The organism is Dolichospermum sp. DET69 (assembly GCA_017355425.1).
GTDB lineage: Bacteria > Cyanobacteriota > Cyanobacteriia > Cyanobacteriales > Nostocaceae > Dolichospermum.
This window is the reverse complement of sequence record CP070233.1, coordinates 33,377-54,216: the sequence shown is the minus strand read 5'-3', so window position 1 is coordinate 54,216 and position 20,840 is coordinate 33,377. Positions and strand designations below refer to the sequence as shown.

Below are 20,840 nucleotides of genomic sequence, written 5' to 3'. Positions count from 1 at the left end.
CTATCCTATAATTCTTTATTTGCTTCGATTCTTCTATCAGCTATTAACTCATCTACCAAACTTACCGAAGCTGGAACAGATGACATCAGCGACTTTATTTCTAAACTTGCTTGTTTTCTTTGCTCCTCCAACAACATTTTTTTAACCGCTTCTTGGACAAACATCTGCATATTAGGAAACCCTAAAAGTTTTTTTCCTAATTCATCAGGTAGATCGATCACAACTTGCATAAGTTTTATTCTCCTAAAACGGTGACTCAATTTCCAACTCATCACAGAATAAACTAACTTTATTTTTCTACTCAATCTGTTTTAATTGTAAAGCGATCGCATTCAAATTAATCGCTATCCACATACCGGGGAATATTCAGTATAATGAACATCAGGTTATAGGTAGTACGGTGCATCGGAAATAAATATAAGTGACAACCTGTATCAGATTGTCTTCACTGGTTTATATATAAATACTTTAAATATTTTAAGATAGTTCTTCCTTATCAAGATTGAGTATAGCAAATTTTGAAGCCCGAGTCAACTACCTTTATTGATAAAATGCGATTTTTTTCTAGCAATTAAAGCATAGACGATTACTATACTCACAGCAACACATCTAAAATTACGGTTCACCACATCAATCGATCGCTAGAGTCAGATAAGCTGGTAAATAAAGATCTTGAAAAACTCGACCAAAAATCCTTAACAGACTAACTACGTTGTAAATGAATTATGTTTGATGCACTATCTGACCGCTTAGAATCCGCCTGGAAAAAAATCCGAGGACAGGATAAAATCTCCCAATCCAACATTCAAGACGCTTTGCGGGAAGTGCGTCGGGCTTTGTTGGAGGCAGATGTTAACCTCCAGGTAGTCAAAGATTTTATTAGCGAAGTCGAAACCAAAGCCCAGGGAGCCGAAGTTATCGCCGGTGTGCGTCCTGACCAACAGTTCATCAAAATTGTTCATGATGAATTAGTGCAAATCATGGGGGAAGAAAATGTTCCCCTTGCAGAAAATGTAGGTAAGACCACCGTGATCTTAATGGCTGGTTTGCAAGGGACAGGGAAAACCACAGCCACCGCTAAATTAGCTTTGCATTTACGCAAACAAGACCGTAGTTGTTTGCTAGTGGCTACAGATATTTACCGTCCCGCAGCTATTGACCAGTTACTTACCCTGGGTAAGCAAATTGATGTCCCCGTCTTTGAATTGGGAATTGAAGCTGACCCCGTAGAAATCGCCCGTCAAGGTGTGGAACGTGCCAGAGCCGAAGGCATAAATACAGTAATTATTGATACTGCCGGACGCTTACAAATAGACGAAGATATGATGGCGGAATTAGCCCGCATCAAGGAAATAGTCCAGCCCGATGAAACCCTGTTAGTTGTTGACGCAATGACGGGTCAAGAGGCAGCAAATCTAACTCGCACCTTCCATGATCAAATTGGGATTACTGGGGCAATCCTGACTAAAATGGATGGCGATAGCCGGGGTGGTGCGGCGTTGTCAGTCCGGCAAATTTCCGGAGCGCCAATTAAATTTGTGGGTGTGGGGGAAAAAGTCGAAGCACTACAACCGTTTTATCCTGACCGCATGGCTTCGCGGATTTTGGGCATGGGGGATGTTCTCACCTTAGTAGAAAAAGCCCAAGAAGAAATAAATTTGGAAGATGCGGAGAAAATGCAGGAGAAAATCCTGTCAGCGAAATTTGATTTTACTGACTTTCTCAAGCAAATGCGGTTATTGAAAAACATGGGTTCTTTGGGGGGAATCATGAAGATGATTCCGGGCATGAATAAGCTTTCTGATGACCAGTTGAAGCAGGGAGAAACCCAGCTAAAACGCTGTGAAGCCATGATTAATTCCATGACAGGCAAAGAACGCCGTGATCCAGATTTATTATCGAGTTCTCCCAGTCGCAGAAGAAGAATAGCCTCTGGTTCTGGTTATAGAGAAGGGGATGTAAGCAAACTGGTAGCGGATTTCCAAAAAATGCGATCGCTCATGCAGCAAATGGGACAGGGTGGCATTCCCGGTATGGGAGGAATGTTTGGCGGTGGTAATCCCTTAGCAGCGGGTGGTAATCGTCCCGCAGCAGGCTGGCGCGGTTATCCCGGTGGCGCACCACCAGCGAAGAAAAAGAAGGAGAAAAAGAAAAAAGGTTTTGGGACTCTTTAGTTTAAAAAACTAGATCCCCGACTTCTTAAAGAAGTCGGGGATCTGAAAATTAACACCAAATCCGACCACGACGAAAAGGTTTATCAGGTTCAGTTTGTTGGGCTTTTTGTTTAGCCATTTCTTGTGACCAAAAACCATAATCTTCCAAACCAGTAGATAATAATTTACGTTCAATTTCTGCTGGTGGTTTAGGTTCTAGTTCGCTAGAATTTGCGGGGGTTTTCTTTTGTTTACTCATAATATTGATAACTCCTAAATCATGCAACTACAAGAAGATTTAATTTGCTGATAACTACGATTTTGAAATGCAGCGGGGTCATTATAATTAGCACCATGTAATAAATCCATACGAATGCTCACTAAATCTTCGACTCTACCGTGAATTACATCAACAGAACGATGAGGATAAATAATATCCGGTCTTTTTACTGGTGGGGAAAGTTTGGGTAATCTCATAATCAATTTTAGATTGTAGGTTGGGTTGACGTATGTCAACCAACATTAGTAATTAACATTAAATCGGCGGTTAGAAACCGCGTCTACACAGGCGAAACCTACCTACGTAGGTTTGAAACAGTTAGTTTTTTAGTCCACGAAGGTGGACTTTGTTTGTGTAGCCGCGAATTCTATTCGCCGGGGCTGTTGGGGCTGTAAATTATATTCGCCAGGTGAGATATTAATAAGGAGTAGACCAAGAACGGACTTCGCCCAAAGTAACAGGAATAATATCACTCACATCAATTGTAAACCGGAATAGCTTCTTCGCCCGACGACTATTTTCAGGGTCAAAGAACTTCAATTTTACATCCCAACAATCGCTATCTAAACGACAGAAAGGACTTTTCTCCACTGTAATACTATCCAACTCCATACCTGTAGCCACAGCTTCCGCAAAGGTAGAAGCCGCTTGAAAAGCATTCGTAGAGGCAAAATTCAACGCCCTATCTTGGGAAGTTGTCCCCAAGTTGCGTAAATCATAATAAATGCGGCTGAGGAAACTACCCAAAGTCCGACGAATAGACTCTTCTTGGGCTTCTGAAGCTTGTGCTTGCACTGTCTGAATAGCAGCTTGAACTAAGGTGTTAACCTTCCAACCATACATTCCCCGAATGTTGGGAACTTCAATTACAGGAACAACTTGACCAGAAAATAGTTTTACACTGCGTCCCGATAAAATACCGGGAATACTGACTCTCTCTACATAATTCTCGCTGTCTTCTGCTTGAATTTGTCCCGATAATAATTCTTGTAAAATCCCATAAACATCTCTCGCAAAAGCCCCACCTGGTTCAATTGCATAGACAGGAGTTAATTCTAAATTCAATGTCCAAATTAAGGACTTAGCCTCAGAAAGATTATCTCCTAAATAATCTACCATCTGCCGCGCATCATAAGGGTTAGCGGGAATCGCTGTTCCGTCTATTTGTACTCCCGGCATTAATTGTTTAAAAGAGTCTCTTCTGGCTTCTGAACCAAAATCGTAACCCAGTGTACCTAAAGCATACACTAAGTTAACTTCGGGATACACAAATAACGTAGTTAACCAAGGTCAAACAACGTCAATTGCTTATAGTTCGCTCTCTGATTGACCTTGTTCGCAAGTTTGCTTTTAGGTTCTAGAGTCTGGGGCTTATCCTTGCCCGGTTTCGCTTCAGTCTCCACTATTAGGGATTCCCGAAACTTCTGAGTTCGTTCTAGTAATATTACTTTTACGTTTGAATGTTTCATGTAACGAGTGATTTCAACGTCACCCATTCTTACTAGAACGTTATCAGCAGCGTTAGTATCTGAGTGCATCACGACCCCATCATGTCCGGTAAACTTGTCACCATTTCTAGTCCCCGTTAAGGTACTAAATCTGGAGTCAAGTTGTGACGTATACGCACAATTAACACTAACAACCGTGCAACCTACACGGGTTGAAACTTGTTTGAGGGCATCCGCAACTATCCCCTTGCACCATGAAGAAACATTTCTCTTCATGCGCTTTCTCATGGGCTTTTTGCCTTTTATTTGCTCCGTCAAATCTTCAAAAGCTACCTTGATCGCATCTGTCATCAAGTCATGCGTAGCTGTAAAAACTATTGTTTGAATCCTACCTTTAAAGGATGTTTCCCGATTGTCCCACTTGATTCTACCAAGATTATTCCGTTTAATTCTATCAGCCTTAGCACCATTTCCTTTAGCTGTAGACTTGTTAAAAACTGACTTGATTTTATTACGTTTAACTTGTTTCGCTGTTCTGTAATCGGTTTCTTGAGTTTGGATTTTACCAAAGTCATTACCTAAAAATCTAGCGCCATCGTTAGAAGATGTGGCATAAACTTCGGTGTAACCTCTATCACATCCAATTATTTTACCCTCGGTCTTTTTTTCAGCTTTTTGGATGTCAGTTGTGTAATGTATTTGCCATCTACTATTACGCTTAATTAGCCTTATCTGACACTTGATTTCTGTTGGTAAAGTCGTTGGTAGTTTGAGAGTTTTACATGGAGTTAAACCTCCAAAACGCAACCACACCACACCTTTATCATCTGTTTTAGTATCATAAGCCTTTACAATAATTTGGTTACAAACTTTCGTGTGTCCTCGATACCAAAACTTTCTAACTAAGGTGCAAAGTTTGGGATGTTCCAACCATTCCCGACTTTCTAAGGTAAGTTGTAAAACTCCTTTTTTAGCCTGAAAAGACTGGAACGATTGCCCCAAAGATTTTATCACCTTCTCAACACAAGCAGCCTGAACTAAATGAATATCATCAATTACGTCATAGAGAGTCGCTTCCCATAACTTAGCAGGTAATTGATATTTGTCTTTTAAGGTGCGTAGCTGTTTGTCAATCTCAAATTTAGAAACACCCCAGGCTTTCAACGACCCGAACTCGTTCCACAGGTCAGAGCGTAGTTTACCCAAGCTCAAAGCGATCAAATCAAGCTCGTTAGATTTCCAGTTATTTAGTTTTTCAGTTCCTAAAATAGCGATTCTCGTAACGGTTAACTGATTCTTTACCTTGAGTTTCATGAGTTTGGCTTACTACGTCTTTTACTACTATACACCCATTGACTCGTATTGACTACTATTTGTTTCATGAATATTTTGCTCTTCGGCTATTTTTTTCTTGTAAGCCCGAAGGAAGTAAAGTTTGGAGGAAAAGCAGTGCATGATAGCCATAAAGTCCTGCATTAACTCTTCGTGTGGTGATAACTTGGCATTGTTTACCACAACAATTTTGCAGCTGTGAAGGTTGCAAAACCACTCAACGAACTCAAATCCAAATCTGCATAATCTGTCTTTATGCCCTACGACAATTTCAGAGATTTGATTCTGGGCAACTTGAGTCATTAATTTAAGAAAGTTTTTCCGCTTCCAATTCATGCCACTAGCCACATCCTTGACGACTCGACATCCTGGGTAGGTTTTACCTAAAAATTCTATTTGTGTGTCAAGGTCTAACAACTGGGTTTTTGTGCTGACACGGGCGTAAAGAACCCGCTCTTTATCCGTTGAGACTGTTTTTATAAACGCTGATTCTGGATATCTTCGATGTCCACCAGGGGAACGGATACATTCTATTTTCCCTAAGTCAGCCCATTCTGCCGTCGTCTTAGGGTGATAGCCGAACTGTTTATAAACTTGTTCTGGGGTTAGGTATTTCATCTTTCGGTTAAATACGATTAACCCCAGTATACTACGTTATTTTGAGATTAGAGAGTGTGGCGAGATCGCTGGGTGCTTGACTAGCAGTAATGTAATTAGATGTACGATTTGACATGGTAGTAAATTGAGAATTGGATGAATTTGTTAAAGGTGCGGAAGTTGTCACAGCAGGAACTACTGGGAAAAATTCAGGGGGTATAAATTCTTCCGGGTTGGGTTCTGGTTCAGCACTATTTGTAATCTCTGCACAACCGCAACCAGCAGCTTCAATACTGTCAACGGTTTCTACTGTATCTAATTCTTCGGACATTGTTCCTCCTGTAAAATATTGCAATGCACCAGAAATATTTAATTTACCTAATAAACAGCGACTAATATCGTCTGTATCCTTATCTGTGCAAGGTATAGCAGTTTCTAATAAAACCGCTCTCACCTTAGCGGGGTCGGGTTTTTCACCACGTTGAACTTGCAGACTTAGGAGTAAAGCAGCGACACCGGAAACAATAGGAGTAGCAAAGCTAGTACCACTGAGTTTTTGTGTCCCTCCCCCCGGTTTTGCCCCTAAAATGTTTTCTCCCGGTGCAAGAATGCCTTGGTTTTGATATTTTTCCCCCCAGTTACTAAAGTCTATGGGTTTACCTTGGTCATTCATTGCCCCTACTGCTAATACGGTGGGTAAAGATGCAGGAACGTGCAAACATTCGCAACCATCATTACCAGCAGCAGCCACAATTAAAACATTGTGATCTTTGCATAGTTGCACAGCCCTATCTAACCAGCCTTCTGCTTCACCATTATCAGTGAGTTGTCCAGCGCTGACATTGATAATATCCGCTCCAGCATTGACGGCTTGTTCTATGGCACGAGATAGGTCTAGTTGAGAAAGTTTCTTATTATTGTCACCAAAAATAGGGACGATTAACCCTCGACATTGGGGAGCAATTCCCCGTAATTCTGAGGAATTATGTTGACCAAATATGATGCTTGCTACATGAGTTCCATGTCCAGACATAGATCCATTAGCTGTCGCTTCTCCCTGAATAAGTGTTGGCAATCTTGTTAAATTTGCTGCATTTAAGCAATCATGAGATTGATCAACCAATCCGTCGAGTATAGCTACACATATTTGTGAATCACCCTGTGTCAAGTTCCATAATTTCTGGATTTCCGTTTCAATTGAGGATTTTGGCATTTAATTTGTTAATTATCTGCTTAAACATCTATTTTGCGCCATAAATATCTATTTTATGACATTTTTATTACGATTGTGCTTCTAGAACACAAAAGTAATTCTCATACCATTCGGCTGAAATGTCAACTCAATTTACATATTTTAATTGATATAATTTTTTCTTATGTCAAAAAAAAAAACGGTTTTGGTAAGTGTTTATTTTCTCCTGTGCTGTGGATGAAAATCAGTATTTACAAATACTTGACGGGAGGAGATAGTGATTTCCGCTTCACGGAAATATCAAGCAAATAGGAGTGTTAACAACCTGATTTACTATAAGTAATTTTTATTAATAAGGTCTTGCGTTGAATCATAATTGGCTGTACTATCAGAATCAGGGTAGCTTCACTTAGCCTACTGATTAGTAATTGCACTTTTTATCATCTCATGGTAGGGAGTTGCATTGATTATTCTGAAAAATTCACATTAGTTAATACTAAAACTCTACCTCTCCCTAACCCTCTCCTAAGAGGAGAGGGAACAGGAAAAAAACTTGAGAATTTAAAGAGTTTAAAGCCTCTCTCCTACAAGGAGACAGGTTTTATATAAAGCTTCTGGTGAATCACAACTCGTTAAATTACCCTTCAACACCAATTTAACGCCTTCACCAAACCAGTCTTCTTCATAAGGAAGAAGTTAAACGAACAAACAAAAAGGAAAACACACCATGACTAAGAAAAACATCCGCCCCCAACAAGTTGCTCCCGTTGAACGCGAAACCATCTCTACAGCTAAGGATCAAAGCGGTCAGGTTACAGCCCTTATAGCGTGGCCCTGGCTTCCTTTTGCAGGCGACGACGCGGAGTAAGTCACCCCATTCTACCACTCACCTCAAAAAAGGTCAAAAGTCTATTTCTACATCCCTTGGCGCACGGTTTGCCTCGATGAATTGACGGACAACCCTTGTCAGTTCGGGGGTTTATCACTGGCACGGGGGAGGTGAATTAAGATACCTCTCCCTAACCCTCTCCTAAGAGGAGAGGGAACAGGAAAAAAACTTGTAAGAGGAGAGGGAACAGGAAAAAAACTTGAGAATTTAAAGAGTTTAAAGCCTCTCTCCTTGTAGGAGAGAGGTTTGGAGAGAGGTTTTATATAAAGCTTCTGGTGAATGACAACTCGTTAAATTACCCTTCAACACCAATTTAACGCCTTCACCAAACCAGTCTTCTTCACAAGGAAGAAGTTAAACGAACAAACAAAAAGGAAAACACACCATGACTAAGAAGAACATCCGCCCCCAACAAGTTGCTCCCGTAGAACGCGAAACCATCTCTACTGCTAACGATCAAAGCGGTCAGGTTACAGCCCTATATTATCCTGGGTTCCCAAATCCTTTTGCAGGCGACGACGCGGAGTAAGTCACCCCATTCTACCACTCACCTCAAAAAATATCAAAAGTCTATTTCTACATCCCTTGGCGCACGGTTTGCCTCGATGAATTGACGGACAACCTCTGTCAGTTCGGGGGTTTATCACTGGCACGAAGGATAAGATACCTCTCCCTAACCCTCTCCTAAGAGGAGAGGGAACAGGAAAAAAACTTGAGAATTTAAAGAGTTTAAAGCCTCTCTCCTTGTAGGAGAGAGGTTTGGAGAGAGGTTTTATATAAAGCTTCTGGTGAATGACAACTCGTTAAATTACCCTTCAACACCAATTTAACGCCTTCACCAAACCAGTCTTCTTCATCAGGAAGAAGTTAAACGAACAAACAAAAAGGAAAACACACCATGACTAAGAAGAACATCCGCCCCCAACAAGTTGCTCCCGTAGAACGCGAAACCATCTCTACTGCCAAGGATCAAAGCGGTCAGGTTACAGCCCAAATCAATAGGAGGTACCTTCCTTTTGCGGGCGACGACGCGGAGTAAGTCACCCCATTCTACCACTCACCTCAAAAAATATCAAAAGTCTATTTCTACATCCCTTGGCGCACGGTTTGCCTCGATGAATTGACGGACAACCTCTGTCAGTTCGGGGGTTTATCACTGGCACGGGGGATAAGATACCTCTCCCTAACCCTCTCCTAAGAGGAGAGGGAACAGGAAAAAAACTTGAGAATTTAAAGAGTTTAAAGCCTCTCTCCTTGTAGGAGAGAGGTTTGGAGAGAGGTTTTATATAAAGCTTCTGGTGATTGACAACTCGTTAAATTACCCTTCAACACCAATTTAACGCCTTCACCAAACCAGTCTTCTTCACAAGGAAGAAGTTAAACGAACAAACAAAAAGGAAAACACACCATGACTAAGAAGAACATCCGCCCCCAACAAGTTGCTCCCGTAGAACGCGAAACTACCTCCACCGCTAAGGATCAAAGCGGTCAGGTTACAGCCCTATATTATATATATAAGGGATATGTAAATGAAAATCCTTTTGCGGGCGACGACGCGGAGTAAGTCACCCCATTCTACCACTCACCTCAAAAAATATCAAAAGTCTATTTCTACATCCCTTGGCGCACGGTTTGCCTCGATGAATTGACGGACAACCTCTGTCAGTTCGGGGGTTTATCACTGGCACGGGGGAGGTGGAAAACCGGACTTGGATTTTTTAGGGTTAGTGGTTGAACCCTGATTTGTGAGATGAACCCCAGCCAACAGCTTACTACCCCAGTGGCATTGGCTTGGGTTCTTCTCCTTGGGTTTATACTTTTGGCAGAAGCCTTTATACTTTTTGGCACATTCTTCTAAGCTGTTTCCCAGTCGTAAAAAAGATGTAGGTTGGGTTAAGCGACAGCGCAACCCAACAAAATTAAATCACGAAATCACCGAAATGTTGGGTAACATCCTGTAAATCCTGGATATCCTGGATATCCTGATTCAGACAATTTCATCATCTAAACTGTAATTGTAATAAAGAATTTTATTTTTATGACAATTCCCATAACTATTAACTTACCCGAAAGTTTAGCTGCTTCTGTCGAACGTTATGAATTATTAATTTTAATATCCCTTTATCAAATGGGACAATTAAGAAAATCTGAAGGTTTAGCCGAAGCTGTTAAACGGGGAATAAAAACTCCTTTATCACCATGAGTTCTCTATCTGAAACCATACGCCAAAAAGTGTCAGAATCAGGATATCCAGGATTAAAGGATGAACAGGATGAATACAGTAGATGTAGGTTGGGTTAAGCGACAGCGCAACCCAACAAAATTAAATCACAAAATCACCGAAATGTTGGGTAACATCCTGTAAATCCTTAAATCCTGGACATCCTGATTCAGACAATTATTTAATTACGAGAAGTTACCATCCAAACTAAAATTCCTAAAATGACATCAACAGGAGGAAGTGAATAATCTGTAAAATCAATTGTTACAGTTTGTTCGGTTAATTGTAGAAATCGCCAAACAGTACCATTAGTCACACTACCATAAATTGTAGGAATAGATTGATTATTAATTTCATTAAATTTTTGAGCAGCAATCATTTCCGCAATACACTGGCCAATACCCGGATTTAAGTCTGATTTTTTAGCTTCCACAATCATAACTGCTGGTGCTTCAACTTCTAACTGTTCTGCTGAAAGACTGAGAACAAAATCACAAACTCCATTCAATCCTAAAGCCGAATCTACAGTAAAATCCGCACCAGAGAATAGACTAATTTTTCTTTCTAAAATCTTACGTACTTCTAGTAAAACCGGACTAATGATTAATTCAGAACGAGCTTTTTCACTTCCCGTCGCTATAGCTAATGGCAAACTTTCTGCTAAAAAATCAGTCAGGGTTGCACTAGCAGCAATTGGTTGGATTTCTGGCAGAAACTTTTTATTTTCAACGGTATTTATGCCAAAGGTTTGCTTAACTTTTTTGAGAGTAAAATCACTGTATGACATAATGTAAATATTTCCAAAAAATATGTAAAATTTATGTGAAAATCAACCAACAGCAAAATCTGTATATTGTCTCACTAAAGGTTCATGAAATGCTAAAACAATATCTGATTTTGGCACTCCTAATTTAACTAACTCATCTGCTATACCAATTTCAGTTCCATCATGTTGTATCCAAATTTTCTGATCTTTAATATCTAAATGCAAAACACAACCATGCTGCCGTTTTCTATTTTTCCAACCCACATACATTAATTGATAATGATCACTAAAAGTATCAAAAATCAATTGTTGTTCAATTTCATCTTTAGCTGAACCTAATTGAGCATATTCTGTGATCACTTGTTTGACATAATTGCGATATTGTTCTAGTTTTTCCATGCTACAATTACCTCCTGAACTGGATCATAAATCATGATTTTAAGTTGGGAACGCTGAACAACTGTTTTAATAAACTGCAATTGAAAGAAAGAGTAATAAATTCCTGAAGGAACAGCTAAATATAAAACTCGTTCTGGTTGTTGTTCTTCTAATGCCAAATGATAATTAAAAAATTGTCCAATGGCTTGATGAAATTGAGAAATATTAGATGTACCAATAAAACTCTTAATTTCCACCGCTATTTTTTCTCCTTCTCTTTCAGCAGCTAAAACTTGTTCCGCACCGAGATCAATATACATTTCCACATCACCAACTTCTATCCTTAAAGGATCATCTGTAATTACCCAACCTTCTTTTTCTAACCCTATCCTAACAGCATCATGAAAAACATCTTTAGCTGGCATTAACTTTATAAAAAATTAGACTTTTCACCCACAATTATAACATCAATTACAATAACACAATCAAAACCTATGCCTAACCTTACCGACATCCCCGGAATCTCCCAAATTTGGACACGCACAAAAGGCGACCCCCGCATTAAAATTGCTATCCTTGATGGTGCAGCCGACTTAGAACGCAGTTGTTTTCAAGGGGCAAAATTTAGTCAATTTAAACCCTATTGGGCAGAAGATATTGAACTTAACGAAGAATACTATTATTATCTCAATTTATATTTAGATTTTAACAAACAACAAAAAGACAAAAAAGACGACCCCGACCACGATAAAGAAGAGGCAAAAAAAGAACGGGAGGCATTTTTTGCACCTTTCCCTCCAGCTATTAGACAACGCATTGAATTATCCGGTCATGCTACTCACATTTCTAGCACAATTTTAGGGCAACACGGCACACCTGCCCCTGGTATTGCCCCTTTATGTACAGCATTAAATATTCCTATTTCCTTCGCTGGTGATGATTTTATTTCCCCCGTCAACCTTACTCATGCTATTAATACGGCTTTGAAATGGGGAGCAAATCTGATTCATATTGCTGCTTGTCACCCCACCCAAACCGGAGTAGCACCAGATTTATTTGCCCGTGCTGTGAAACAATGCCAAGATAACAATATGTTAATTGTTGCCCCAGGTGGTAATGATAAAGGTGAATGTTGGTGTATTCCCTCTATTCTTCCTGGTGTGATTACAGTGGGTGCAATGCGAGATGATGGCCAACCGTTTAAATTTAGTAATTATGGCGGAGAATATCAAAATAAAGGGGTAATGGCCAACGGTGAAAACATTTTAGGCGCCCAACCGGGAACAGAAGAACCTATCAGAGAAAAAGGGACAAGTTGCGCTGCACCCATTGTCACAGGTATTTCTGCCTTATTAATGAGTCTGCAATTGCAACGAGGAGAACAACCCAACGCTGAAGCAGTGCGTCAAGCAATTTTAAATAGTGCTATTCCCTGTAACCCGGAAGAGGTGGAAGAACCAGAACGCTGTTTATTAGGTAAGTTGAATATTCCCGGTGCGTTTCAATTATTGACGGGAGAAAGGTTAGAACCTCACCCCCAACCCCTCTCCTACCAGGGAGTGCAAGAACCTCACCCCCAACCCCTCTCCTACGAGGAGAGAGGAGTAGGAATCTCTCGTTCCCAGGTTCTACCTGGGAATGCTACATTAGAGGCTCTGCCTCTCACTATACCGTCAGGCAGAGCCTTGGAGACGGCATTCCCAGCCGGAGACTGGGAACGAGAAACTTTAGTTATTAGCCAGGGAATTAATTCCTCAACTGATTCTATTACCCCTAGTGCAGCTTCTAAATTGGTATATGCTTTAGGAACTATTGGTTATGATTTTGGTAATGAAGCCAGAAGGGACACCTTTAAACAGTTAATGCCAGCAGTGAATATGGACGGGGCAATTATCCCTGCTAATCCCTATGATAGCCGACAAATGGTTGATTACTTGTCAGTAAATCCTACGGAAGCTAAACCTTTAATTTGGACTCTCAACCAAGAATTAACTCCTATTTATGCTTTAGAACCTGTAAGCGGTTTTGCCGCAGATATCTATGAAATCCTGATTTTAATGTTAGAGGGACAAATTCAACCAGAAAACAGTGATGATTTTGTGGAACGGGTAAGTATACCTGCAAGGTTAACAGATAGAACAGTGGAGTTATTTTCTGGTCAAGTTGTGCCTGTAATTAGTCTTACGAATACTAGGGGAATGTATGGCTGGAAAGTCAATAGTTTGGTAGATGCGGCTTTGCAAACTGTAATTACGGGAGAAACTGCACCAGCCCAAGAAATAGCCATGCGAAAGGCTTTGAGTAGTTTCTTAAATCGAGTATACTATGATTTGCAAAATTTAGGACAATTGGCAAAAGATCGAGCGTTGAATTTTTCTGTAACTAATGCTTTTCAAGCTGCTTCTAGTTTTTCTCAAGCTATTTCTACAGGGATGCAGCTTGATAGTATTGAAGTGGAAAAAAGTCCTTTTTGTCGGATTAATAGTGATTGTTGGGATGTGAAATTAAAGTTTTTTGACCCAGAAAATGGCAGCAGGGCTAAAAAGGTGTTTTTGTTTACCATTGATGTTAGTGACAGAATTCCTGTAACTTTAGGTCAAGTTCGCTCTTGGTCTGTGCGGAAATAAGCACGTAGTAGTATGTTAAATTTATTTTGACGGGTTTTTGGTAGTGCGGGCATCTTGCCCGCGTGAGCTGTCAAATTTATTTTGACGGGTTTTTGTTTTTGGTAGTGCGGGCATCTTGCCCGCGTGAGCGAGACGCTCACACTACAGTCCATCATTTTTATCTTGACAAACTAGTAGTCTATGCGCTAATCAATAATTTATCAAACTTGTTTATAATGAATTAGTGCAGTTGACACTCTCACCGTCTAAAGACACTGAGATTCTTTAATCAATGAGCCAACTTACAATTGCTGGATTACTCCAACAAAAACAGAGGTCGATTCTCCTAAAGCGTTAATTCCGGTATGCCCTACCGTACTCGATTTTTGTATTTCATTTTTCACCAAATTTAGCTTTCCTAAACTGCAATACTGTTAGGTATGACTACGCACTCAACCAAATTAGTTAAGTTTTTACGTTGTTTAGTTATACTTCAATTATGGAACCTTTAAGAGTATATCACACCTACTGTTACTAGTCAACGAGTTAGGCGAAATATTTTCGCCCGTGTCGCTTATATCTCAGCACGCTTTGTGACTGAGCTTTACGCTTACCGAGTAATCTTGTAATGGAGGAAAGGTTGAGTTACTACAACTGTTTTATCCCGAAACCACGGGAGTAGGGGGCAAAAAGAATATCTTTCTTACCGACAACCGACAACTGACAACTGACAACTGACAACTGACAACTAAACTAATAGCCATTCACGGCTAGAAAGTGCTAAAATTAGCATTTCAGTGTTGGAAGTTGTGAAGGCGGGTATAATATCCCCATCACTTCCTTATCAATCAGTTACAAACTCACTCACTAGGAACAGGAGAAACATTTCTCAACATGATCAAATTGCGTTTAAAAAGATTTGGCAAAAAGCGCGAAGCAAGTTACCGGATTGTTGCTATTAGCAGTCTGGCTCGTCGTGACGGCCGCCCCCTAGAAGAACTAGGATTTTATAACCCCAGAACTGATGAAGTAAAATTAGACATTCCTGGTATCGTTAAGCGACTACAACAAGGCGCTCAACCTACCGATACAGTTCGTAGTATCCTCGTAAAAGCTAACGTTTTTGAACAGGTCAGTGCAACAGCCGCATCATAGTTTTGAGCTTAAATCCCTAGCAACCAGTCCCAATTATGTGGGGCTGGTACAGTTTCTTGTCCAACCGTTTTTAGAATCTCCAGAATCTTTAAGCGTTGATTGTGAAGTATCTCAAATCCTTAACCGGATTTGGATTCGCATTGCTTTTAACAGCACAGATAAAGAAAAAGTGTTTGGTCGAGGGGGACGGAATATCCAGGCAATTCGCACTGTAATTGCCACCGCAGCAGAACTAGCTGGGCAATCAGTATACCTGGATATCTATGGAACCAGTTCCCAAAGTCGGGATAGTACGTCTTTTGATGAAGAACAAGAAGAGCGGATACTACCACCCAAGTCGAAAGAAAGAGAGAACAATATTCCCAAACCTGTTGTTAAACCACGTTTACGCTAGATTACAACTAGTCAGTTTAAATGGTTGATAACAGATTAAATTCTGGGAAAGATGGAGACAGGGGACAACAGCATTGTCAAATCTTGGCGAATAATTCTGTGTTTATTGCGGATTTACCAGCCAAGAATTAACAAATGTTGTCAGCCTATTTCCCAATATTGGGAGGAGTCACCGAGTCACCGAGTCACCGAGTCAGGAGGAAGAAAGAAGAAAGGCAGAAAGGAAGAATAGTATAGAACCTGATAAAGTGTTTGAGTTTTATTTAATAAGCCTTAATTAACAGAAAATTATAGAATTTTCATTCTACATTTAATAGGAAAATATTAATTTTGTTAAAATCCACATTTCACCCAACTCAGCAATAATATGGCAGATGATTGCATAATTCAACTGCCTAGTATGTCCAGTGCGATCGCATTAGCGGGATATGGAGAGGCAAATATCAAGTTTCTATCGCAACAAACAGGAGCTAACTTAGTCCTGCGCGGACAAGAATTATTAATTTCGGGAACAGCTAAACAAGTAGAATTAGCAAAAAGATTAGTGCGATCGCTAGAAAATTTGTGGAGTAAAGGTAATAATATTTCTAGTGCTGATATTCTCACAGCCCGTCAAGCCCTAGACACCAATACAGAAGACCAATTACAGGACTTACAGCGGGATATCCTCGCTAAAACTCGTCGGGGTTTAGAAGTTCGTGCCAAAACCTTTCACCAACGCCAATATATAGACGCACTGCGGAGACGTGATTTAACCTTTGGTATTGGGCCTGCGGGAACAGGGAAAACCTATCTGGCTGTAGTCGTTGCTGTTCAAGCCTTACTCAGTAATCAATTTGAGAAGCTGATTTTAACCCGTCCCGCAGTGGAAGCAGGGGAAAAACTCGGCTTTTTACCAGGGGACTTACAGCAAAAAGTCAATCCCTATTTACGTCCTCTTTATGATGCCATAAATGAATTTATAGACCCCGAAAAAGTCCCCAACTTAATGGAACGGGAAATCATCGAAGTCGCACCCCTAGCTTATATGCGAGGAAGGACATTAAGTAATGCCTTTATCATTGTTGATGAAGCTCAGAATACCACACCAGCGCAAATGAAAATGGTTTTAACCCGGTTGGGTTTTAACTCCCGCATGGTGATTACGGGTGACGTTACCCAAACCGATTTACCACCCTATCAAAAATCGGGTTTAGATGTAGCTTTACAGATTCTCAGAAATGTAGAAGGAATTGCTGTTTGCGAATTTTCGCAAAAAGATGTAGTGCGTCATCCTTTAGTACAACGCATTGTTGCTGCTTATGAAAAATACGAAACGTAGGGGCGCAGGGCCTGCGCCCTCTTAATTCCGCGCCCTCTTAATTCCGCGCCCTCTTAATTCCGCGCCCTCTTAATTCCGCGCCCTCTTAATTCCGCGCCCTCTTAATTCCGCGCCCTCTTAATTCCGCGCCCTCTTAATTCCGCGCCCTCTTAATTCCGCGCCCTCTTAATTCCGCGCCCTTTTGCTCTTGATCATATTACACAAAAAACGCTATAAATCAGAAATTAAACCCTAGGCGCTGAAAAATAAACAACTATGACAACAACATTGAAAGAATTTTTAGAAGCTTGTGAAACCTTGGGAACCTTGCGCTTAATTGTCACCAGCAGCGCTGCCGTTTTAGAAGCCAGAGGAAAAATAGAAAAGCTATTTTACGCCGAATTACCCAAAGGTAAATATGCGAATATGCACACAGAAGGCTTTGAATTTCATTTGAATATGGACAAAATCACCCAAGTCAAATTTGAAACGGGTGAAGCAAAAAGAGGGAATTTTACAACTTATGCAATTCGGTTTTTAGATGAAAAATCAGAACCTGCATTAAGCCTATTTTTACAATGGGGTAAACCCGGAGAATACGAACCAGGACAAGTAGAAGCTTGGCAGGTTTTAAAAGAAAAGTATGGGGAAATTTGGCAACCTTTAGCCTTAGAAACTTTGTAATTCCAGATCCCCGATTTCTTTAAGAAGTCGGGAATCTTATTTATCCTTATCTTAAGATATGTTAATTAAAATAATTATCAGTTTGTGCTTAATGCTGTGTTTATTCTTAGGAAATAATGAAGCAACAGCAGGAGAATTAGCAGAACATTTAGCCAAATTCCCCCAATGGGAAAAATTAACATCAGTCAGACCAGCAGAGGGAGATTTAGTTTACCCTGAATGGATAGCTGGTAAATGGAAAGTTACCAGTACATTAGTAGATTTAGCCGCACCCTTAGCACCGGATATAGTGACACCAGGTTTTGAAGGTAATCGCAGTCAATTAAATCAGCCAATTAGTTTTTTAGTTAAATTTGTGAAAGTTAAACCAATTAATTCTGGTTTAAAAATTCTTAGTAATTTCCAAAATCAAGCATCAATATTAGTAGCTGACAGAGAATTTAATAGCTTAAATTTAACCAAAGCTTATTTAGGAGATGAAGCTGTATTATCATCCAAAGTAGATCCTAAATCTCCCAACCGTCAAATTACATTTTTACGTGGTGAACGGCAATTAATTTCCATTGTCACCGCTCGCGCTACAGAAACAACAGCAGATGATCAATTCATGACTACAGAAGTTTTTCAACAATTATTTAAAGGTGGTTCTCGTCCCTATTTCAACTCTGTAGAATCAACCACCGCTTATCAAAAACTTTCTACATCCTCTCCAACCATTACCGCAGATCAAGTAACCGCTGTCTACCTTTCTCCCCAAGATCCTGATTATTTTACCGCAGGTTCTCGACCAGTGGCATTATATCGGTATCGGCTAGAATTTGTCCCATCATTATAACTAATTAGGGTTTGCTGAATAAGTCTTTTCGTAAGGACTAGGAGTCACCGAGTCACCGAGTCAGGAGGAATAAAGAGGAAGAAGGAGGAAGAAGAAGGAAGAAGAAGGAAGAATAAGAAAGAAGGAAGAGAAGGTTGGACAATTAGTCCTCAAATTTACGCAATTATTTTTGGTGAAAATGCAAGGGTTTTAAACATCTATTGTCAATAATCTTGCACTTGTTTGGTTATAAAACCCTGCAAACCTTTATCTATCAACCTTTTTGCTTTCTTTTATGCAAACCCTAATTACACTCCAATTAAAAATCAGATTCTTATTTTTTATTTTTAAATCCCCAAAGGGGGTGAGCTTTTTATAATTCATATTTAGTATATATGTAGTATAAGTATTCCCGGCTAATTTTCGTGCATTGGGATAGTCTACATCATGGTTAAAGTTAGAAATATTCTCGACTATTTTCGTCCTTACTGGAATTTGAGTATTTTCAGTATTACTCTATCTGGTATTTACGATATTATTGATTTAGTTGTCCCCTATGCGATTGGACAGATTTTAAATGTTTTATCTAATCAACCATTGGATAAACCAGTAGAAAGAGTAATAGTTAGTTTATCAAACATTACTAATTACCCAGTTAATCAAACTCTATCTTTGGCTGTATTGCTTAGTTTAATATTTATAGTTACAGTTGTAAAAGTACCTACACAGCCTTGGTTAACGGGTTGGTTTCACTGGGGTATAGCCTTAAAAGCGCGTCGAAATCAAAGTCAAGCAGCCATAGCTAAAATTCTCACCTTACCACTGGAATTTTATGATGAAAATAACCCTGGAAGGATTGCGGGAAGAGTAAGTAGAGGTCTTGCTAACCACACTTGGGTTTATCCGGAAATTGCTGGACAATTGATTCCTAAACTTTTGCGTGTGGTGGGAATATTTGTATTTATTGCCTTTATTGAATGGAGAATTGCAGTTATATTTCTGATTTCTTGCATACTTATTTTGAGCGTTAGTTTGAAAAAATTACAGCGGTTAATTTTATGTGAAAATCGTCTGAATAAGTATATGGAGAACACAGAAAGCCGCACTTCAGAAATTATTACTAACATCAAAACTGTTAAAGCTTATGCAACGGAAAATCAAGAACTAGAACGACAAAAGCAACGTTTACATCGAGAATTGACAGTAGTTGTGTATCGTCTGCATCAAGGTTATACAAGTCTAGCTGCTTTCCAAAAAACTGGAATTCAGTTTTGTGTGTTTATGATTCTCGGTTTGACTCTAGCTGCTACTATCAATGGAAAAATTTCTCTGGGTCATTTTGTGATGACCTTAACTCTTTCAAGTATGGCTTATGCAGAGTTAGAACCTATCAGTAAGTTAGCAGAATTTTTTACTCGTAGATATTCAGCAATGATGCAATTTCATGAATTTTTGCAAACGCCATCAGGAAGAGATACAGATGGACTTTTAGCAGAGGTAAATCTGACAGACTCACCATATAAATTTACTGGGAAAGTGGAATTTTCGCAGATAAGTTTTGGATATGATAGCAATCGTCAAGTTTTGCAAAATATCAACTTGTTAATTGAGCCATATCAAACAATTGCTTTCGTCGGAAAATCTGGTTCTGGTAAGTCTACTTTAATCAAGTTGCTATTGCGCTATTTTGAACCACAAACAGGAAAAATTTTAATTGATGGTGAAGATATTTGTACCTTAGATGTAGGTAAGTATAGGCGCAGATTAGCGATTGTTCACCAAGAAGTAGACCTTTTCAATGGAACTATTTTAGATAACCTCAAATACGGTAGACCAAATGCAACCTTTGAACAGGTGCAGGAAGCCTGTAGAATCGCCAAAGTTGATGAAGTAGTTGAACACCTACCCCACGGTTATTACACCGTTGTGGGGGAACGTGGGGTGAGGTTATCGGGGGGACAAAGACAGCGGTTAGGAATTGCGAGGGCGTTGTTAGTAGAACCAGATGTGCTGATTTTTGACGAAGCTACCTCTAGTCTAGATTACGAGTCTGAGCGTTCTATTCAATTAGCTATGCGCTCAATTCAGGGGACTCGCACCACAATTATTATCGCTCACCGTCTCAGCACCGTGCGGGATGCTGATAAAATCGTGGTTCTCGACAAAGGGAAAATTGCCGAAGTTGGTAGTCATGCTGAACTTTTAAGTCAGAGTGGTATTTACCACCGCTTACATTCTCTGCAACAAACGGGAGAACTCATATAATAAATCTCGGAAACTGGCTTGATGCAAGGAATACAGACTTTTAAGAATTTCTTTTCTTTTTGCAATTGACAAACCTAGAGACTACTGCTATTATAGATAAGCGTGGGACAGAACGGGTCGATGTCCGAGTGGTTAATGGAGACGGACTGTAAATCCGTTGGTTTACGCCTACGCTGGTTCAAATCCAGCTCGGCCCACCTTCCACGATTTTAGGAATTATAATTGCTGTGTACTGAAAAGACCACAGCGTTATAAATCTTAATCACTGTTCTATTTTCGCCCGTGTGGCTCAGTGGTAGAGCACACCCTTGGTAAGGGTGAGGTCACGAGTTCAATCCTCGTCACGGGCTTTTTGATAAGCTACTAA

At 39.9% G+C, this 20,840-nt stretch carries 21 protein-coding genes, 2 tRNA genes and 2 pseudogenes; 15 read left to right on the top strand and 10 right to left on the bottom strand.

Going from position 1 to position 20,840, the window contains the following annotated elements; translation table 11 throughout:
• Positions 1-5 precede the first annotated feature (5 nt).
• Positions 6-230: a hypothetical protein gene (locus EZY12_00275; GenBank protein QSX68200.1), complete on the bottom strand. Its 225-nt coding sequence runs from the start codon at positions 228-230 to the stop codon at positions 6-8.
• 495 nt (positions 231-725) lie between these two features.
• Here EZY12_00275 and ffh point away from each other — a divergent pair, with 495 nt between their 5' ends.
• Complete coding sequence (ffh, locus tag EZY12_00270) at positions 726-2,174, top strand: signal recognition particle protein (GenBank protein ID QSX68199.1); 1,449 nt, start codon at positions 726-728, stop codon at positions 2,172-2,174.
• Between the two features lie 49 nt (positions 2,175-2,223).
• Here ffh and EZY12_00265 read toward each other — a convergent pair whose 3' ends face one another.
• The 6 genes and pseudogenes from EZY12_00265 to EZY12_00240 all read right to left on the bottom strand — a co-directional run bounded on the left by EZY12_00265 (position 2,224) and on the right by EZY12_00240 (position 7,023).
• Complete coding sequence (locus EZY12_00265) at positions 2,224-2,412, bottom strand: cyanobactin biosynthesis PatC/TenC/TruC family protein (GenBank protein QSX68198.1); 189 nt, start codon at positions 2,410-2,412, stop codon at positions 2,224-2,226.
• A gap of 14 nt (positions 2,413-2,426) precedes the next feature.
• Complete coding sequence (locus tag EZY12_00260) at positions 2,427-2,630, bottom strand: cyanobactin biosynthesis system PatB/AcyB/McaB family protein (protein QSX68197.1); 204 nt, start codon at positions 2,628-2,630, stop codon at positions 2,427-2,429.
• A gap of 220 nt (positions 2,631-2,850) precedes the next feature.
• Positions 2,851-3,693 (bottom strand): annotated as a pseudogene (locus EZY12_00255) (PatA/PatG family cyanobactin maturation protease).
• Between the two features lie 20 nt (positions 3,694-3,713).
• Positions 3,714-5,195, bottom strand: a complete 1,482-nt coding sequence (locus EZY12_00250; protein ID QSX68196.1) for an addiction module component — start codon at positions 5,193-5,195, stop codon at positions 3,714-3,716.
• A 27-nt stretch (positions 5,196-5,222) separates the two neighbouring features.
• Positions 5,223-5,831 (bottom strand): IS607 family transposase, encoded by a 609-nt coding sequence (locus tag EZY12_00245; GenBank protein ID QSX68195.1) that lies wholly within the window; start codon positions 5,829-5,831, stop codon positions 5,223-5,225.
• A 58-nt stretch (positions 5,832-5,889) separates the two neighbouring features.
• Positions 5,890-7,023 (bottom strand): annotated as a pseudogene (locus EZY12_00240) (S8 family serine peptidase).
• Positions 7,024-7,729: 706 nt separating this feature from the next.
• On the opposite strand from EZY12_00240, the gene EZY12_00235 reads away from it, so the two are divergent.
• From EZY12_00235 to EZY12_00215, 5 genes are all read left to right on the top strand, one after another.
• The gene (locus EZY12_00235; GenBank protein ID QSX68194.1) at positions 7,730-7,870 is read left to right on the top strand and encodes an anacyclamide/piricyclamide family prenylated cyclic peptide; all 141 of its coding nucleotides are present in this window, start codon (positions 7,730-7,732) and stop codon (positions 7,868-7,870) included.
• Between the two features lie 406 nt (positions 7,871-8,276).
• A complete protein-coding gene (locus EZY12_00230; protein ID QSX68193.1) occupies positions 8,277-8,420 on the top strand; it encodes an anacyclamide/piricyclamide family prenylated cyclic peptide in 144 nt (47 codons plus the stop codon).
• 369 nt (positions 8,421-8,789) lie between these two features.
• Positions 8,790-8,930: an anacyclamide/piricyclamide family prenylated cyclic peptide gene (locus tag EZY12_00225; GenBank protein ID QSX68192.1), complete on the top strand. Its 141-nt coding sequence runs from the start codon at positions 8,790-8,792 to the stop codon at positions 8,928-8,930.
• 369 nt (positions 8,931-9,299) lie between these two features.
• Complete coding sequence (locus tag EZY12_00220) at positions 9,300-9,455, top strand: anacyclamide/piricyclamide family prenylated cyclic peptide (GenBank protein ID QSX68191.1); 156 nt, start codon at positions 9,300-9,302, stop codon at positions 9,453-9,455.
• A 474-nt stretch (positions 9,456-9,929) separates the two neighbouring features.
• Positions 9,930-10,094: a hypothetical protein gene (locus tag EZY12_00215; protein ID QSX68190.1), complete on the top strand. Its 165-nt coding sequence runs from the start codon at positions 9,930-9,932 to the stop codon at positions 10,092-10,094.
• Between the two features lie 199 nt (positions 10,095-10,293).
• Here the strand turns inward: EZY12_00215 and EZY12_00210 are convergent, their stop codons facing one another.
• From EZY12_00210 to EZY12_00200, 3 genes are read right to left on the bottom strand one after another with little or no spacing between them, the layout of a single operon-like run.
• Entirely contained in the window at positions 10,294-10,899 is a 606-nt protein-coding gene (locus EZY12_00210; protein QSX68189.1) for a hypothetical protein, read from the bottom strand.
• Between the two features lie 42 nt (positions 10,900-10,941).
• Entirely contained in the window at positions 10,942-11,277 is a 336-nt protein-coding gene (locus EZY12_00205; GenBank protein QSX68188.1) for a XisI protein, read from the bottom strand.
• Entirely contained in the window at positions 11,265-11,681 is a 417-nt protein-coding gene (locus EZY12_00200; protein QSX68187.1) for a XisH family protein, read from the bottom strand. Before EZY12_00200 ends, EZY12_00205 begins: the two co-directional genes overlap by 13 nt.
• Before the next feature lie 69 nt (positions 11,682-11,750).
• On the opposite strand from EZY12_00200, the gene EZY12_00195 reads away from it, so the two are divergent.
• From EZY12_00195 to EZY12_00155, 9 genes are all read left to right on the top strand, one after another.
• Positions 11,751-13,883: a PatA/PatG family cyanobactin maturation protease gene (locus EZY12_00195; GenBank protein ID QSX68186.1), complete on the top strand. Its 2,133-nt coding sequence runs from the start codon at positions 11,751-11,753 to the stop codon at positions 13,881-13,883.
• Between the two features lie 873 nt (positions 13,884-14,756).
• Positions 14,757-15,017, top strand: a complete 261-nt coding sequence (gene rpsP / locus EZY12_00190; GenBank protein QSX68185.1) for a 30S ribosomal protein S16 — start codon at positions 14,757-14,759, stop codon at positions 15,015-15,017.
• On the top strand, positions 14,998-15,411 hold the full coding sequence (locus EZY12_00185; protein ID QSX68184.1) for a KH domain-containing protein: 414 nt from the start codon (positions 14,998-15,000) through the stop codon (positions 15,409-15,411). Before rpsP ends, EZY12_00185 begins: the two co-directional genes overlap by 20 nt.
• A 366-nt stretch (positions 15,412-15,777) precedes the next feature.
• Positions 15,778-16,731, top strand: coding sequence for a PhoH family protein (locus tag EZY12_00180; protein QSX68183.1), 954 nt, complete (start codon positions 15,778-15,780; stop codon positions 16,729-16,731).
• A 255-nt stretch (positions 16,732-16,986) separates the two neighbouring features.
• Positions 16,987-17,394: a heme utilization protein HuvX gene (locus tag EZY12_00175; protein ID QSX68182.1), complete on the top strand. Its 408-nt coding sequence runs from the start codon at positions 16,987-16,989 to the stop codon at positions 17,392-17,394.
• A gap of 58 nt (positions 17,395-17,452) precedes the next feature.
• Positions 17,453-18,229, top strand: a complete 777-nt coding sequence (locus EZY12_00170; protein QSX68181.1) for a hypothetical protein — start codon at positions 17,453-17,455, stop codon at positions 18,227-18,229.
• A gap of 426 nt (positions 18,230-18,655) precedes the next feature.
• Complete coding sequence (locus tag EZY12_00165; protein QSX68180.1) at positions 18,656-20,473, top strand: ABC transporter ATP-binding protein; 1,818 nt, start codon at positions 18,656-18,658, stop codon at positions 20,471-20,473.
• Positions 20,474-20,587: 114 nt separating this feature from the next.
• Positions 20,588-20,670: transfer RNA gene (locus tag EZY12_00160), tRNA-Tyr, on the top strand.
• Between the two features lie 81 nt (positions 20,671-20,751).
• Positions 20,752-20,823: transfer RNA gene (locus tag EZY12_00155), tRNA-Thr, on the top strand.
• Positions 20,824-20,840 lie beyond the last annotated feature (17 nt).